The 17,164-nt window shown below is 48.8% G+C and carries 16 protein-coding genes; 2 read left to right on the top strand and 14 right to left on the bottom strand.

Features of this window, described 5'->3' with window-relative positions; genetic code table 11:
- Positions 1-16: 16 nt before the first annotated feature.
- The 4 genes from KNO91_RS04770 to KNO91_RS04755 all read right to left on the bottom strand — a co-directional run bounded on the left by KNO91_RS04770 (position 17) and on the right by KNO91_RS04755 (position 4,796).
- Positions 17-1,114, bottom strand: a complete 1,098-nt coding sequence (locus tag KNO91_RS04770) for a glycerate kinase family protein (protein ID WP_214816501.1) — start codon at positions 1,112-1,114, stop codon at positions 17-19.
- A 60-nt stretch (positions 1,115-1,174) separates the two neighbouring features.
- On the bottom strand, positions 1,175-1,957 hold the full coding sequence (locus KNO91_RS04765; protein WP_214816499.1) for a flagellar hook-basal body protein: 783 nt from the start codon (positions 1,955-1,957) through the stop codon (positions 1,175-1,177).
- Positions 1,958-1,968: 11 nt separating this feature from the next.
- Positions 1,969-2,742, bottom strand: coding sequence for a flagellar hook-basal body protein (locus KNO91_RS04760; protein WP_214816497.1), 774 nt, complete (start codon positions 2,740-2,742; stop codon positions 1,969-1,971).
- Between the two features lie 98 nt (positions 2,743-2,840).
- Entirely contained in the window at positions 2,841-4,796 is a 1,956-nt protein-coding gene (locus tag KNO91_RS04755; RefSeq protein ID WP_214816494.1) for a HAMP domain-containing sensor histidine kinase, read from the bottom strand.
- Positions 4,797-4,982: 186 nt separating this feature from the next.
- Here KNO91_RS04755 and KNO91_RS04750 point away from each other — a divergent pair, with 186 nt between their 5' ends.
- Both KNO91_RS04750 and KNO91_RS04745 read left to right on the top strand, forming a co-directional pair.
- The gene (locus KNO91_RS04750) at positions 4,983-6,764 is read left to right on the top strand and encodes a sensor histidine kinase (protein WP_214792950.1); all 1,782 of its coding nucleotides are present in this window, start codon (positions 4,983-4,985) and stop codon (positions 6,762-6,764) included.
- Positions 6,745-7,524 (top strand): response regulator, encoded by a 780-nt coding sequence (locus KNO91_RS04745; RefSeq protein ID WP_214792946.1) that lies wholly within the window; start codon positions 6,745-6,747, stop codon positions 7,522-7,524. Before KNO91_RS04750 ends, KNO91_RS04745 begins: the two co-directional genes overlap by 20 nt.
- Positions 7,525-7,564: 40 nt before the next feature.
- On the opposite strand, the gene KNO91_RS04740 is transcribed toward KNO91_RS04745, so the two are convergent.
- The 10 genes from KNO91_RS04740 to atpA form a co-directional block, all read right to left on the bottom strand.
- Positions 7,565-8,161, bottom strand: coding sequence for an SDR family oxidoreductase (locus KNO91_RS04740; protein WP_214816491.1), 597 nt, complete (start codon positions 8,159-8,161; stop codon positions 7,565-7,567).
- On the bottom strand, positions 8,146-8,325 hold the full coding sequence (locus KNO91_RS04735) for a hypothetical protein (protein ID WP_214816489.1): 180 nt from the start codon (positions 8,323-8,325) through the stop codon (positions 8,146-8,148). The genes KNO91_RS04740 and KNO91_RS04735 overlap by 16 nt, the downstream gene beginning before the upstream one ends.
- 167 nt (positions 8,326-8,492) lie before the next feature.
- Positions 8,493-9,479 (bottom strand): rod shape-determining protein, encoded by a 987-nt coding sequence (mreB, locus tag KNO91_RS04730; protein WP_074035900.1) that lies wholly within the window; start codon positions 9,477-9,479, stop codon positions 8,493-8,495.
- Between the two features lie 81 nt (positions 9,480-9,560).
- A complete protein-coding gene (gene murA, locus KNO91_RS04725; protein ID WP_214816487.1) occupies positions 9,561-10,862 on the bottom strand; it encodes a UDP-N-acetylglucosamine 1-carboxyvinyltransferase in 1,302 nt (433 codons plus the stop codon).
- 243 nt (positions 10,863-11,105) lie between these two features.
- Positions 11,106-11,324, bottom strand: a complete 219-nt coding sequence (locus KNO91_RS04720) for a DUF1146 family protein (RefSeq protein ID WP_214792940.1) — start codon at positions 11,322-11,324, stop codon at positions 11,106-11,108.
- Positions 11,325-11,524: 200 nt separating this feature from the next.
- Positions 11,525-12,715 (bottom strand): EAL and HDOD domain-containing protein, encoded by a 1,191-nt coding sequence (locus tag KNO91_RS04715; RefSeq protein WP_214792937.1) that lies wholly within the window; start codon positions 12,713-12,715, stop codon positions 11,525-11,527.
- A gap of 149 nt (positions 12,716-12,864) precedes the next feature.
- The gene (locus KNO91_RS04710) at positions 12,865-13,275 is read right to left on the bottom strand and encodes a F0F1 ATP synthase subunit epsilon (RefSeq protein WP_012727354.1); all 411 of its coding nucleotides are present in this window, start codon (positions 13,273-13,275) and stop codon (positions 12,865-12,867) included.
- 28 nt (positions 13,276-13,303) lie between these two features.
- Positions 13,304-14,722 (bottom strand): F0F1 ATP synthase subunit beta, encoded by a 1,419-nt coding sequence (atpD, locus tag KNO91_RS04705; RefSeq protein WP_159562971.1) that lies wholly within the window; start codon positions 14,720-14,722, stop codon positions 13,304-13,306.
- A gap of 34 nt (positions 14,723-14,756) precedes the next feature.
- Complete coding sequence (gene atpG, locus KNO91_RS04700) at positions 14,757-15,614, bottom strand: ATP synthase F1 subunit gamma (RefSeq protein ID WP_074035890.1); 858 nt, start codon at positions 15,612-15,614, stop codon at positions 14,757-14,759.
- 36 nt (positions 15,615-15,650) lie between these two features.
- On the bottom strand, positions 15,651-17,159 hold the full coding sequence (atpA, locus tag KNO91_RS04695; protein WP_214816485.1) for a F0F1 ATP synthase subunit alpha: 1,509 nt from the start codon (positions 17,157-17,159) through the stop codon (positions 15,651-15,653).
- Positions 17,160-17,164: the final 5 nt, after the last annotated feature.

Genomic DNA, 17,164 nt, shown 5'->3' with positions numbered 1-17,164 from the left:
AGCGCTTTGACGATCGTCAAAGCGCTTTTTCGATAACATGGCGAACCCGTTGGACCGCATTTGTCAGTAACGGGGCGGCTTCCCAAATCGCTTCTTCTAGTGTCATGATGCGTGACACGATCGGAAAGACGGCGACAATCCCAGACTCCACATGAGCGGTCAAGTCAGATTGTCCGGCGAACACGAGCGTCGGTACACCGTATGTGTGGGCAAGACGCGCCAATCCATAAGGTGCCTTCCCCTCTAAACTTTGTGCATCAAACTTCCCCTCTCCCGTGATGAGCCAATCTGCTCCCTTCACGTGCTCTTCGAACCTTGACCAACGGACGACTTCTTCGATGCCACTCACATAGGTCGCCCCAAGCTGCAAGAGTGCAAATCCGATGCCGCCTGCCGCTCCGGCTCCGTCAAATCCCCTCATATCCTGATCAAAACAGCTTGCGTAAGCATCAAGGAACTGATCATAGCGCTTCACGTCATCCATCGCCAACCCTTTTTGAGGACCGAACACTTGCGCGGCCCCCCGTTCTCCCGTCAACGGGTTATGGACATCAGAGGCCATCCTCCATTCAACGTCGCGCACTCTCGGATCGAGCCCAGACCAATCGATGGATACGACGTCCGCAAGCTGATGTGGGATTGACGGTAATACAGTACCGTTCACATCTAGGAAACGAACGCCTAGCGCTTCAAGCATCCCTTTCCCACCATCAATCGTCCCGCTCCCGCCAAGTCCGACGGTGATACAAGTCGCACCATAATCTAGTGCTTGGATGATCTGTTCTCCGACCCCAATCGAACTATAGCGCCACGGATCGACGTGCGTGAGGAGGGTCAATCCAGTCGTTTCTGCAACTTCAATGACTGCCTGTTTCGTCGACGACTCGAACCCAAACCGAGCGATTCGCTTTGTCCCATCCAGACACTGAACAGGTTCTTCTATCAACGACGAATCCACGTGCGTCGCAAGCCACGCATCGAGAAATCCTTCCCCTCCATCCGAAATCGGGATGACGATGACGTCATGCCCTTCTAACGCACGACGTACGGCTTGATTCGCTTCCATGCTAGATAGCGAGCCTTTGAATGAATCCATGGCAACGACGATTCGCATCTGTCTGTCCTCCTTTTTCTATAGCAAAAACCGCCTCTCCCACGGAGAAGCGGTAAAGCCTTAAGGTCGTAGTGCTGTGACAAGCCCCATCATTTGATCACTCATCGAAAGGGCACGAGAGTTCATTTGATACGCACGCTGCGTAATGGTCATATCCGTCATCTCTTTCGTCAAATCGACGTTTGAGGACTCGAGCGTCCCTTCCATCAATAAGTTACCGAGCGGACGATCGACTTCAGTCTCGAGATCGGCTGCGAAGACGTTATCACCGAGAGGACGTAGTTCAGACGTGTTTCGGACTTCCACGATATCGAGTCGTCCAAATTCCTGTTCGACACCGTTCACGCTCGCCACGACCACGCCGTCCTGACGAATGCGATGCTTCGTCGCCTCGTTTGGCATGGCGATTGCATTGCCATCATCCCCAAGAAGTGGGTTTCCGTTCACATCGACGAGTGTCGTCTCATTACCGACAGACAGTTGCATGTTCCCGCTACGTGTCACCCCGACACCGTTCGGCGTGTCCACGACGAAGAACTGACGGCTCGCCTTCAAGAAGACGTCAAGACCGCGATCTGTCATGCGTACTTGTCCGATATTGAATTGTTGCGTGATATCAGCGACGTGACCACCGACCCCAATGCGAATGCCGTTCGGTGTGTCCCGCCCGACTTCAAATTCAGGACGCGGCTGGTTATCATACGCTTGCGATAACAATGATGCGAAGTGTCCTTGCTGACGTTTGAAGCCGACCGTATCGACGTTCGCGATGTTATGACCTGTCACATCTAACTGACGTTGAAGTTGGGACAGGGAGTTGACCGAGTTATAAATGGACTGCATGGTGTTCCTCCTTAACGAACGCGAGCGATTTCGATAGCTCGCTCGGCACTTTTATCATACGCTTGGACGACTTTTTGGTTCGCTTCGAATTGACGATACGTCATCATAAGATCGGCCATCGTCTGATCGAGATTGACGTTCGCTTCTTCGATGAAACCTTGTAACACGTCTACTTGTGCCGGTGCAGGTGCGTCACCTGTCACGCGCCAATCGTTCCCCACTTGCTCGAGCGTCGTCAAATCATCGATTTGATAGGCACCGAGTGTCGCCACGTTTTGACCAAGCGACGTGATAACACCGTCTTTGCCTACCTGAAACTCGCTCGACGGGAGCTGGATGCGCTCTCCTTCATTTGAGAGGACATAGCCACCGTCTGCCGAACGAAGGAATAACGCCTCATCGATCGAGAAGCGTCCGTTCGTCGAATACAACGTCTCTCCTGCCTGTTCGACCGCGAACATCGGCGCACCCGTAAAATCAGCAGAAGCCTTCAAATAAAGATCTGTCGGACTTCCCGATTCTGTGATACTCCCCGCTGAAAAACGTGGCATCGTCTCTTGAAGATAGACGCCCATTGAAAGGGTACCTACTTCACCGTTTACGCGCGACTTCCCGTTATCGGGATTGCTGACCTGTGCGAGCAACATCTCCGGAAACGATCGGACGACGCCGTCAGACGCCTTGAAGCCCGGTGTTCTGACGTTACCGAGATTATTGCTTAAAATTTCTTGTTGGCGCTGAAGGGCATTCATTGCGCCTGCCGCTGTATATAATCCGCGTAGCATAGTCGTCTTCCTTTCATCCTGTAACATGATTCACTCTATATATCGTACCAAACGAGCGTTGCATTCACCGTTTTTTCAAAAAAAGTTCATCCTACGATTTAGGATGAACTTTCTTCGTTAACATGATCGACCATCGGTAACTCGACAACCATCGTCGTTCCTTCTCCGATTTGAGAGCGGACACCAATCGTACCGCCATGCAATTGGACGATTTCTTTACAAATGGATAATCCTAGTCCAGTTCCACCAATTTGTTTACTTTCTTCAGATGAAGAGCGATAAAACTTATCAAAAATACGCTCAGCATCTTCCTCAGAAAGTCCAAGTCCTTCATCCGTGATGGCGATTTGAATCGTGTCTTCTTCACACGTCACATCGACCGTCACATTTCCACCGTCCGGCGAATATTTGATGGCATTGTTCAAGATGTTCGAGAACACTTGTCGTAGCTGTGCCGGATCCCCTGCGACAAAGAGCGTTTCATCACAGTCAAAGTGGAAGAGATGCTGTTCCGTCGACCCTGCGTGAATCTCGAGTAAATCAGATAGTAAGTCGTATAAGCTCTCAACTTTAAATTCAGGCGTCCCCATGCCCGCCTCCATTTTTTGAACGTCTAACAGATCGCTTACGAGACGTTCGAGACGTTTCGTCTCACTCGCAATCATTTCCAAGTAACGCTCTCGTTTCGTCTCGTCTAGCTGACGACTCTTCAGAAGCTCTGAAAATCCGAGAATCGATGTGAGCGGTGTTCGCAACTCATGGGACACGGTTGCGACCAATTCGGTCTTCATTTGATTGATTTCTGTTTCCTGGGTAATATCTCGTGATACGAAGATGACACCGACTCGTTCATTTTTCAAATCGATCGGTTCAGCGTACATTCGAATCGTCTTCTGACCATCCTGCATCGTATACGTGAACGTCTCATCGAACATACTTTCCTCTTTCGCACGCTTCGTGAATTGGTTTAGTCCCTCTTTGTCATCGATCTGATTCATGAACATCGGGTAGTACATCGCAATCGGATAGAGGCTGCCGCGTTCCGTTGATGGAATCGGATGTTCGTACAAGTCAAAGAGTGCGCTATTGGCGAACCGTTCATTCGTCTTGAGTTCCGTATACACAATCGAGTCACGCATCGTGTGCAGGATTCGAGCCGTCTTCTCACGCTCTAAGTCGACTTGGTCTTGCTGACTCCGAAGCGAGGTTGCCATTTCATTGAACGCTTTCGATAACTGACCGACCTCATTTTGGAGCGGCTTGATCGGAATGAGGGTCGCACTTGGATTCGTCGCCAGTCGCTCGCTGTTGACCATGAGCGTCTGTAGTTGATTCGTCAGCCGCAAAATATACGGCTGTAAGCCGACGAATAACAAGAAGAGTGCGCCGAGTAAAATCAAGAGCCACATCCACTGTGCTTTCACTAACTGTTTCGAGAGTGCGTCGCGTAATTCACTTTCCTGAAAATCAAGATTCGCCCGATAATCGGTAAAGACCGACTCCATATCAACGATACTTGCACTCATATCCGCAGCACTGCTTGAGTTGAGCTTAAATCGCGTCTGAGTCGACGTTTCATTTTTCGGCATGAATTGCCCGACCGTACGCATTTGCAGGAACGATTCGTCCACTTCCCCGGCTTGTTTCGCAATCACATACTGCTCAAGCGCCGGCATGACGCGTGTCGTATAAATCGAGAAGAGGAGTCTTGCATCTTCCGCGAACTGTGCTTCTTCTTCATTGTTTGCCTGTTCTTCGAACCAGGTCGTTTGCTCATCAATGTTCGTTTGAGCCGTTCGTACTTCATCTAATAAGGCACGATCTCCTAAAAGAACATGACCTCGTAATTCATATTGCATCGATTGCCACGTTTCAAATAAATCTGTTGCCCGTGCGCGTTGCTCACTGATCCGTTCCAATTGAACGGTCGTCTGTTGAATCGATTGTTGTGTGTAAAAATAAGTCCCAACCGAAGTGAGCGTCACTAAGGCGATCAATATATAAAAAATTGTCATAACTTGTCGACTAATTCGTTGTTCAATCCAACGTTTCATGGAATGCCTTCTTCCTTTACTCCTGGAGTGTCTCATTCCGTACGGTGAATGACTTTTTCTGTTCAAACAAAAAAAGTTCGGGTACGATGATGAGACGGAGAGTCACTGCAAAAATCCATTCACCTAATAGGAAGAATAACGTAGTGTCCTCACAAGAAACTCACAAAGCATGAAGGGAATGTGCGCATGACTCGTAATCGAATGACGTTTATCTTCATCCTTGTGATGTTGATTGGCATCGGCCTCACTTTATTGATTCGACATCAGTCAATCAATCCAATCGTCACCGTGAAACAAGGTGAAGCTTCGCTTCTCTCTTCCTCTATCGACGAAGAAATTCTCCGCCTCGATGGATCGTGGCGTTACGAATCCGGGATTGTCTCGAACGTCGATCGCCGCTCTTATCGAACTATCCCATTTACAACACCTTACAAGGAATCCACATATGAAATTGATCTCTCACTTCCAGAAGGGACGTACGCGTTACTCATTCCTGCATCGCTGTCCTCCTCTACGATTTTGATTGATGGATCATCTGTTGACACGACACGAATCGGCAACAATCGTTTTGGTGAACAACCTTCACTTTTGTTACTAAACGATGAAACGAGAGAGTTCCGATTGACGATTCAACATACATCTGAGGCAGGGAATTCTCTGCCCATCGAAGAAAGTATATTGGTCGGACCGTTACATCAAATCATGACGGCTCAAAATGCTTACACGGGCTATGAATTTTTCATGTTGCTCATTTCACTTCTGATTGCCATGTTTTATGCCATCGTTTACTTATTCCATCGAAATGAACGGTTGTATGGTTACGGGACAGCCTTCTTCCTCTTAACGAGCTTCTCCATTATGTCTCGGGACGGGGTATGGATATCGGATAGTGACAAGTTGACGTTAGGTTTGGCCCTCTTGAGTATTATCATGTTGATTGAATTTGCGAGATGTTTAGAACGTGTCTCCTTCGATCGGTTCTTAGCGATCTTGAGATACCCACTTTATGGTCTGACCGCCTTAGCCATCATTCTGCCAAGTTCTGTTTACAGCGTGTTCGAATACTTTGTATGGATCGTTGTGTTGTTCATTACGTTTTTCTGGGTCGGCTTAAACATTGGATGGCTTCTTGAAAAACACAAAAGTATGAATACGCTTGAATTACTAACATTCACACTCGCCCAGATCATCGGGTATATTGGGATTATGATGTCGACGTTTATCGTGTCGTCCAATCAACAATTGTACGCCAATACGTTTACCATCATTTACTTCTTGTTGATGTTTCTACTGTTACCAATCCATTTGTCTACGGATAAAAGGAAAAAGCAACAAGTCGAAGCACTGGCCTCACAACACGAGATGTCGTTCTTTAACGCTCAAATCAAACCACACTTCCTCTACAATACGTTCGGGAACGTGATTGCACTCTGCTATACGTCACCACCTGATGCCGCTCGTCTGCTTAGTCATTTAAGTACGTACGTCCGTTTTATTTTCGAAAATGGTCGAACGGATCACGATATTTCCATTCGACAAGAAGTAGATATGATTGACTCCTACCTCGCCATCGAACAGACCAGGTTCCGCGATTCGTTCGAGGTCGTGAAGGAAATCGATGACACACTTTTAGAATGTACAATTCCACCGCTGTTGATTCAGCCGCTCGTTGAAAACGCAGTTCGACACGGTCTTTATCGACATCCCGGACAAAAGAAACTCACACTTTCCATTCAAGAGCGAAACGGGATGATTGACATCCATGTTCAGGATACAGGAAGTGGATTTGATCCGAGCCAGTCAGATGAATCATCAGGTATCGGAATCGGTAATATAAAACGCCGAATCGAACACCTTCATGGGGCGACGTTCGACTTAACCTCAACTTTAAAACGAGGGACTGCCGTTCACTTGCGATTACCCAAACAAGAAAGGACGAATCACATAAATGCGTACGATTTTAATTGAAGATGAACATCATATTTTAGGGATGATGGAGCGGATTGTGAAAGAGGAACCGTCTCTCGAATGGGTCGGTTCGTTCCAAAGTCCGACTCAAGCCCTCACATTTATTCAAGAACATCCGGTCGACCTCGTCTTCTTGGATATTGAAATGCCTGAAATGACGGGACTGGAGCTTGCGACCTATCTTCCGGAACGGACGCAGGTCGTCTTCACGACCGCTCATCAACAATATGCCGTCGAAGCGTTTAACCTACATGCGACCCATTACTTGTTGAAGCCCATCACGGAGCAGATGATTCATAGTGTCATTCCACGAATTGTGCAACGTTACGAATCCATCCAGCAAAAAAATCCGCACCAATCTTGTCGCATTCAATTTCTCGATCGTTTTTCAGTGCGAACACAGGATGGGAATCTGGTGAAGTGGCCAACACAAAAAACGGAGGAGTTATTCGCCTACTTGGTCTACCATCGCAAACAGGTTATCAATAAATGGGTACTCGCAGAAACACTGTACCCGGATATCGATGAGCCACAACGCGCCCTGCACAACGTATATAATTCGATTTATCGCTTGAAAAAGACGTTAGCGGAGCATGAACTCGATATCACCGTGAAGACAATCAATAACGGATACTCGATTGAACTCGGTGAATCCTGTGCTTGTGACTACTATGAGTGGCTTGATTCGGCACAACCTTCGACTTCTAAGACCGAACTGAAAAATCGATTACTTGTCGATAAAGACTATACATGGCACTAAGAAAAAGCATCTCGCGTAAAAAGCGAGATGCTTTTGTGTATTAGCGCCCTGTGAACCCACCATCCACGTGCAAATGCTGTCCGTTCACCCATGCCCCGTCTTTTCCCATCAAGAAAGCGACGAAGCGGGCCGTATCTTCAGGTGCTCCCACCCGATTGTATGGGAACAATGGAAGCAGATGCTGACGAAGCTCCTCGTTGATCCATCCCGTGTCTGTCGGTCCTGGGTCGAGTGCGTTCACCGCAATCCCATACTTCCCTACTCCGTTCGCGAGTGCAGGCGTGATGGCGATCAGTGCCCCTTTTGTCGCGATATACGCTAAGTTATTCGCATCGGCTCCACCCGATACTAAAAACAGGATGCGTCCGTCTTGATGTCCCGCTTGTTGATAACGTTCAATAAACGCAAAGGTGAGTCCGAGTACCCCTTCGTTGTTCACCATATAGTGTTTTCTCAAGATGTCAGTCGTAAAGTTCTCAGTGTTGACATGTCGCTCATAGGTGGCGTTATGAATCAGCCTACTCGGTACACCAAGTTTGGCTTCAATCCGATCAAGTAGCCCGACTTCGTCACCCGAGGCTAAATCATACGCCTCATGCTCGACACGAGCGCCTTTTATCGTCAATTCTTCAACCAACCGTTCAATGAATCCAGTCTCTTCCCGACGCCTTCGGTCGCGTCAAACGGACTCCAATGTGTCAAATATAAGTCATGCCCTTCAGAGGCCAATTTTCGTGCGATGGCAGCCCCTATACCTTGATCGCGACTGACTCCGGTAATCAGTGTAAGTGGTTTGTTCATGATGTCCTCCGATTCTAATGTTTTCTGTTTCGTTCGTTAGTTTATCGGTGCCATCATGATTCCCCTCTCCATTATCGTTGATTTCATTATATACCTATATATCCAATGATTGGCAGTGAACTTCTGTCCATACAAAAACAGGCGCCCGCGCACGGTCGCCTGTTTGTTTATTTCAATCGATCTAAGTTCTCGAGCATGATTCCTGTTCCGTGCGCGACACTGAGCGTCGGCTCTTCAGCCATCATGACTGGAAGCATGACACGCTCGGCGACGAGTTGGTCGAGGCCGTGAAGGAGTGATCCTCCACCTGTCATGATGATGCCACGGTCGATAATGTCAGCCGCAAGCTCCGGTGGTGTCTGTTCAAGGACACGTTTCGTCGCTTCCACGATTTCGTTCGCTGACTCGGCCATCGCTTCACGAAGTTCTTCTGACGTGATCGTCACTGTACGTGGCAATCCACGTACCATGTCACGTCCGCGAATGTCCATCGACTCGTTACGTCCACCTGGGAACACCGTCGCAATCTCTTTCTTGATTTGCTCGGCTGTCCGTTCCCCGATGATGAGCTTGTGCTTCTCTTTGATGGCACGGAGAATGTCCGTATCGAAACGATCTCCTGCAATCTTGATTGTTTCCCCGCAGACGATATCACCCATCGAGAGGATCGCGACATCTGTCGTCCCACCACCGATGTCGATGATCATGTGACCGACCGGCTTCCAGATGTCCATGCCCGAACCAACAGCTGCCGCCTTTGGTTCTACGGCGAGGAAGACTTCTTTCGCACCCGCTTTTTCAGCAGCCTCACGTATCGCTTTCGCTTCGACCGGTGTCACGTTCGCCGGTGTACAAATCAACATGCGAATGCCTCCGAAGAAGCCACGGACTTGAATTTTCTCGATGAAGTGACGGAGCATTTCTTCTGTGGTGGCGAAATCGGCGATGACTCCATCACGAAGAGGACGGATCGCCACGATATCACCAGGTGTACGACCAACCATCTCATACGCTTCTGAACCGACTGCTAGCACTTTCCCTGTAGAGCGTTTCATCGCAACGACTGAAGGCTCGTCTAAGACGATTCCTTTCCCTTTTACGTGAATGACAACGTTTGCTGTCCCTAAATCAATCCCGATATCTTTTGAAAACATGATGTATAGGTTCCTCCGTTCATTTCTTCATTGAAAAGAGCGAGAAGAGTCTCTCCTCGCTCTCTAATTCGTGCTCGTTTCTTAGTTCTGAACCATTTCACTCGTAACTTCGACAGTTCCTTGAATGCGCTCGATGTCGGCACCGAGTGCTTGAAGTTTTTTGTGGAAGTCTACGTATCCACGGTCGATATGATATAAATCACCAACGCGTGTCTCTTCTTCTGCGATGAGACCCGCTAGAATAAGTGCTGCTCCGGCACGAAGGTCAGTTGCGACGACCTCCGCTCCTTGAAGGCGAACGCCACCTTTGACGATTGCTGAACGGCCTTCAATCTTAATATCTGCGTTCATGCGGCGGAATTCTTCCACGTGCATGAAGCGATTCTCAAACACAGTTTCCGTGATGACCGATGTGCCGCCTGCTTTCAAGACGAGAGCCATCATTTGTGACTGCATGTCTGTCGGGAATCCTGGGTGTGGCATCGTCTTCACATCAACCGGCTTCAACTGATCCGGCGCTGAGACACGCATGCCTTCCGCTGTATCTTCGAAGTGTACGCCCATCTCTTCCATTTTCGAAATGAGTGGACGAAGGTGTTCACGCTCTGCACCGATAACTTCGATGTCACTTCCTGTGATCGCACCCGCGACGAGGAATGTTCCCGCTTCAATACGGTCAGGAATGATGGAATGTTCTGCACCACGGAGTGTTTCCACGCCTTCGATGCGAATCGTTTCTGTTCCTGCGCCACGTACGTGTGCGCCCATTCCGTTCAAGAAGTTTGCAAGGTCTACGATTTCTGGCTCTTTCGCGACGTTCTCGATGATTGTTGTGCCTTCAGCAAGCACAGCTGCCATCATGATGTTCTCCGTCGCACCAACTGATGGGAAGTCCAAATAGATTTTCGCGCCTTGGAGACGACCTTCTACAGAAGCTTCTACGAATCCGTTTCCGATGACCGTCTTCGCACCCATCGCTTCGAATCCTTTTAAGTGGAGGTCAATTGGACGTGAGCCAATTGAACATCCGCCCGGCATTGCGACACGCGCATGACCGAGGCGAGCCAAAAGAGGTCCCATGACGAGGATTGAAGCACGCATCTTACGAACGTACTCAAGCGGTGCTTCATCTTTGATGTCGCCCGACGCATCGACAGTTACTTCATTATTCTCTTCATTGAATGACACCTCTGCACCGAGGTGACGAAGTACTTTATTAATCGTGTACACGTCAGCAAGACGTGGTACGTTTTGTAAAATTGACTTTCCTTCGCTAGCTAACAGAGTGGCAACCAATGTTTTGAGTACAGCGTTCTTTGCTCCCTCAACGCGCACAGTACCTGACAGTTTACGTCCTCCACGGACTACAATCAAATCCTTCATATCTCTCTTTGTCCTCCAACTTCATTGTTTTTTTATATAGTGCGTCGATATCCGATCTCGGATGTGATGATGTCGATTATTAGAATGGTTTGCAAAACGTGATGGGTTTTTCATTCATCAATTAAAAAGGTAATAAATAAATGCGAACGGAATGAAAAAACATCATGTCAGACGAATTTATCCTACATGATAAACATATAGGAGTCGTTACAGCAGGATTACAGTTTATTAAATATTCTGTGGCTACTGTAAAGGTGCGAGCTCCTGTGCCAATCGGATATACTCCAAAAAGAACTGAGCAATCAACGAACCGAAGACGACTGCTACGAGAACGCGCAAGACAGCTGCTTGCGGGCTCCTCACCTGATTGAGCAACTTGTCCCATTTGACGGGTAAGAGTGCCCACCAAGCGACGTAAATCGCTATGACATAAATCGCTAGCGAAAGTACGGTATTCACCATCGACGATTCCCCTCTTTTCTAAAATTCGTACCATTTTCAATCATATCATGTCATGTTAGAGAAAAAAAGACACAGTGTCTCAAGCTTCGAGCGGTTTAGACCATTCGACCAACTCACTTTCTCCACAAACACACCAAAAGGGACGTCATCCGCAGTAAGGTCTTACTACAGTAATTGACGCCCTTCACATATTTCAAACATTATTCACTCGATTCGTCAAGGCTACGTGACCATCGAATCGCTTCGACATAGTATTGAGCCCAATCTGAATCTGTGTTATGAATAGGGATTGTCAACCGCTCATAGGCGATGACATCCTCGAGTAACATCCGCAATCCATTGGGTTCTCCGAGTAGCGCAGACTTCACAGGAGGCGCTACAGGAAGCTCTGCGATCAACGTTTGCATCGCCTCATCGAGAATGACGTCGAGCGATGAGAAAATGCCCGTGATGAAGGCATCGAACGGAGAGACATCACTGCTTGTATCCTCTGCAATCAATTCCATCATTTTTCCTCGAATGACACTCTGTTTGATCAATTCCTTCGATTCGGACGTCTGCATCTCGCGAAGTAACATCAGATAAGACCATCGTTTCAATTCATCGAGCCCGATTCGTGCGACAGCTTGCTCAATCGATTGAATCGTTCGACGTCCTTTCTGATACACCGTATTGACCGAACGAAGCATCTTATAGGACAAATCTACGCTACGTTCGATTTGGGCTGAGATGCGACGAAAACTCGGTTCTGGACGATCTAGTTCTTTTAACACCTCGATGAGCGTATGGCGCAACGGATGCACCTCTGCTCCGTGTACGACAATCGGTCGGCTGAAGAAGTACCCTTGGAACATCTTATACCCTAATCGTTTCGCAATTTCATACTCTGCAGGCGTCTCAATTTTTTCCGCTAAAAACTCGACGCGGTGACCGAGTGCATCGATCAGCTTCTGCTGTTGCTCCACTGGTGTGGCTTGATAATCAATTTTAATGATGTCAGCCAAGCCGATTAATGGACGATATTTTTCTTCAAACACGAAATCATCGAGCGCGATCGTGTACCCTTGGCGTCTGAGCGAACGAAGAGACTGCAACACTTTTTCGGTCGGTTCGACGTGCTCGAGCACTTCCACGACGAGTGATTGACGAGGCAATAACGATGGCACTTCCCCTTCAATCAACGTCTGTGGAAAATTGATGAATGCCCTTGTCCCTTCTGTTAATTCCCGAAAATTAAAGACGAGATAGGCGTTATGAATCACGTCAGCCGTTGCTAACGAATCATCGACATTCTCGAAAATGTTATTTTCGCTGCGGCGATACAACAGTTCGTAGCCGCAAACGCGTAATTGTTGGTCAAAAATCGGTTGTCGCGCAACGTAAACTTTCATTTCCTACTCCCCTTTACAATCATTCCCCTTATATTATCGGTCGTCATCTCTACATTTTTTACTAGTTCCATGATTTAGGAGTAAGACGAAAGACCTATCTTTTCATTCAAACACAAAAAAACTCCCACACTTTCGTGTGAGAGTCATTGTTACTCTTTCATATCGCGAATGCTCAAGCGGTTGATCGCTTTTTTGAGCGCAAGTTCCGCACGACGGAATTCGAGTTCTGAGAGCTTCGTGTCTTGGAGACGGCGCTCGGCCCGAACTTTCGCCGCAGAAGCGCGGTCATAGTCGATCTTATCCGCCATTTCGGCTGTTTCAGCTAAGATCGTCACCGTATCGGGACGAACTTCCATGAAACCGCCGCTGATTGCGATCAGCGTGCGTCCACCATCTTCGTGGCGCAGTTTGAGAACTGAGACGTCGAGTGGTGTCACCATCGGGATGTGCTTCGGTAAGATACCGAGCTCACCAGTAACCGATTTGGCGATGACCATTCGTGCGTCCCCTTCAAAGGCTGCACCATCCGGGGTGACGACGTTGACGTGAACAGTATTCATCGTCTAGTTTCCCCCTTCCGCGTAGGTCTTAGACCAACGTCTTCGCTTTTTCGATGACGTCTTCGATTGGACCAACGAGACGGAATGCATCTTCAGGAAGATCATCGTGTTTACCTTCGAGAATCTCTTTGAAGCCGCGTACTGTCTCTTTGACTGGCACGTACGAACCTTTTTGGCCCGTGAACTGCTCAGCCACGTGGAAGTTTTGTGATAAGAAGAACTGAATACGACGTGCACGGTGAACCGTGAGTTTGTCGTCTTCAGACAACTCGTCCATCCCGAGGATTGCGATGATGTCTTGAAGTTCTTTATAGCGCTGAAGCGTCTGTTGAACGTTACGCGCGATTTCGTAATGCTCTTTTCCTACGATTTCAGGAGAGAGGGCACGTGAAGTCGATGCGAGTGGGTCAACGGCTGGGTAAATACCCATCTCCGAGAGACGACGCTCAAGGTTTGTTGTTGCATCAAGGTGGGCGAACGTAGTTGCTGGAGCCGGGTCCGTATAGTCATCGGCTGGTACATAAACCGCTTGAATCGATGTTACCGATCCTTTTGCAGTCGATGTGATTCGCTCTTGAAGCATACCCATTTCCGTAGCAAGTGTCGGCTGGTAACCTACCGCCGATGGCATACGTCCGAGAAGAGCCGATACCTCAGAACCTGCTTGTGTGAAACGGAAGATGTTATCAACGAAGAGAAGAACGTCTTGTCCTTGCTCATCACGGAAGTATTCTGCCATTGTCAAACCAGTCAAGGCAACACGGAGACGTGCGCCAGGTGGTTCGTTCATCTGACCGAATACCATCGCTGTTTGTTTGATAACGCCTGAATCCGTCATCTCGTGGAACAAGTCATTTCCTTCACGCGTACGCTCACCGACTCCTGCGAATACAGAAATCCCGCTGTGCTCTTGCGCGATGTTGTTGATGAGTTCCTGGATGAGGACGGTTTTCCCTACACCGGCACCACCGAAGAGGCCGATTTTACCACCTTTGATGTATGGTGCGAGAAGGTCGACGACTTTAATCCCTGTTTCAAGGATTTCAACTTTCGTTGACAATTCGTCAAATGTTGGCGCTTGACGGTGAATCGGTGCACGAAGCACGTCAGCTGCCACTTCTTTATCATCGATTGGGTTACCGAGAACGTTGAAGACACGTCCAAGTGTCATTTCTCCAACTGGTACCGAAATCGGTGATCCTAAGTCAAGTACTTCCATACCGCGGCGAACGCCGTCAGTTGAGTCCATCGCAATCGTACGGACCGTGTCGTCACCAAGGTGAACAGCTACTTCGAGCGTCAAGTCGACACTAACATCGTCTGCTGTCGCTGCCACGTGAGTGACTTTGAGAGCGTTGTAGATGTTCGGTAAGTGGTTGTCGAACTTAACGTCGATAACTGGGCCCATGACTGCGACTACGCGGCCTTTCATGCCGTATTCGTTCATCGTGTTAGCCTCCTACAATCTAGAGAGCGTGCGCTTATTCAAGCGCCGACGCACCTCCGACAATCTCTGTGATTTCTTGTGTGATCGCTGCTTGACGCGCGCGGTTGAATTTGAGCTTGAGTCCGCGAATGAGTTCATCCGCATTGTCTGTCGCACTCGACATCGCCGTCATCCGTGCTGCGTGCTCCGATACTTTCGCATCGAGCAATGCGCCGTAGATGAGTCCTTCCGCATAACGTGGGAGGAGCGCCGCTAAGATCGTTTCTTCTTCTGGTTCGTATTCATACATCACATTGGATGCGGACTGTTCGATATCCCCAAGCGGGAGCAATTGTTGAATCTTCACTTCTTGGCTGATGACCGAGATGAACGAGTTGTAGCAAAGCTTCAATTCATCAATCTCGCTCTCGCTGAAGGCACCAACCGTCTGTTTGACGATTTCTGCGACTTCAACAAAAGTTGGTTGGTCGTTTAGCCCTGTCATCGCGCTATACACCGGGATGTTGCGTGACTTGAAGAACTGGACACCGACTTTTCCGATTACGTAAAGACGATACTCATCTGTTGATGTGTGCTTGTCTTTCAGTTCACGGTACACGTCACGCAAGACGCTGGCGTTATATCCACCTGCGAGTCCGCGGTCTGACGTGATGACGATGTAACCAGTCCGTTTGACGGGACGTACTTGAAGCATCGGGTGTGTCGCGCCTGATGTACCACCGGCGATCGACGAGATGACTTCTTGCAACTTGTCCATGTACGGCTTGAAGTTGGCGTTGTTCCCTTGGGCCCGGTTCAACTTCGATGCCGACACCATGTTCATCGCTTTCGTGATTTGCTTCGTGCTTTGGGTCGAGGTGATCCGCATCTGGATCTCACGTAATGATGCCATTTCGATTCACCACCTTAATAGACGCTCGTCACCGGATTAAACCGATGGCGAGAACGTCTTTTTGAATTCCGTAATTGCGTCGACCATTGCCTCGTCTGAAGGAAGGTTTCCTGTCTGACGGATTTCACGGCAGAGGTCTTTACGGTTTTGGTCGAGCCATGCGTTCATTTCTGCTTCGAAACGACGGATGTCTGTGACTGGGATGTCATCGAGATGACCTTTCGTGAGTGCGTAGATGATGATAACTTGCTTGTCTACAGAAAGCGGTGCGTTCAAGTCTTGTTTCAAGACTTCAACTGTACGCTGACCACGGTTCAACTTCGATTGTGTCGCTTTGTCGAGATCTGACCCGAACTGAGCGAACGCTTCGAGCTCACGGTATGACGCGAGGTCAAGACGAAGTGTACCAGCAACTTTCTTCATCGCTTTCACCTGTGCCGAACCACCAACACGCGATACCGAGAGACCGGCGTTGATCGCTGGGCGTACCCCAGAGAAGAAGAGGTCCGACTGAAGGAAGATCTGACCGTCTGTGATCGAGATAACGTTTGTCGGGATATATGCTGAGATATCCGATGCTTGTGTCTCGATGAACGGAAGTGCTGTCAATGAACCACCGCCGAGTTCGTCGTTCAACTTCGCTGCACGCTCAAGAAGGCGTGAGTGGAGGTAGAAGACATCCCCTGGGTAGGCTTCGCGGCCTGGAGGACGGCGGAGAAGGAGCGAGAGCTCACGATAAGCTGCCGCTTGTTTCGAAAGGTCATCATAAACGACGAGGACGTGTTGTCCGCGGTCCATGAAGTACTCACCCATCGATACCCCTGCGAATGGTGCGAGGTAAAGAAGTGGTGCCGGCTGTGATGCCGATGCCGAAACGACGATTGTATAGTCGAGTGCGCCGTTTTGACGAAGCGTCTCTACTACGCCACGTACAGTCGATTCTTTCTGACCGATTGCAACGTAGATACAAATCATGTTCTCTTCTTTTTGGTTGATGATCGCATCGATGGCAACAGATGTTTTACCTGTTTGACGGTCACCGATGATGAGCTCACGCTGACCACGACCGATTGGAACGAGGGCGTCAATCGCCTTAATTCCTGTTTGAAGTGGTTCGTGAACCGATTTACGTGCCATAACGCCGTAAGCTTTACGCTCGATCGGGTTATACGTGTCAGTCACGATTGGTCCAAGACCATCGATTGGTTGTCCGAGCGGGTTCACGACACGTCCGAGGAGTGCCTCACCGACTGGAACTTCCATGATGCGGCCTGTACGTTTGACAGAGTCGCCTTCTTTAATGCCTTTGTAATCGCCAAGGATGATAATCCCGACGTTACCTTCTTCTAAGTTTTGCGCCAAGCCCATTACGCCGTTAGAGAACTCTACGAGTTCCCCCGCCATAACGTTATCGAGTCCGTGTGCACGAGCGATACCGTCACCTACTTGAATGACTGTACCTGTCTCGCTGACTTCGATTTCAGAACCGTACGAAGCGATTCGTTCTTTTAGCAGGGCGCTAATTTCTTCAGCTTTGATTGTCATTGAAT

It is taken from the genome of Exiguobacterium sp. s59, from assembly GCF_018617475.1.
GTDB lineage: Bacteria > Bacillota > Bacilli > Exiguobacteriales > Exiguobacteriaceae > Exiguobacterium > Exiguobacterium aestuarii.
This window is presented reverse-complemented; position numbering and strand designations above follow the sequence as displayed.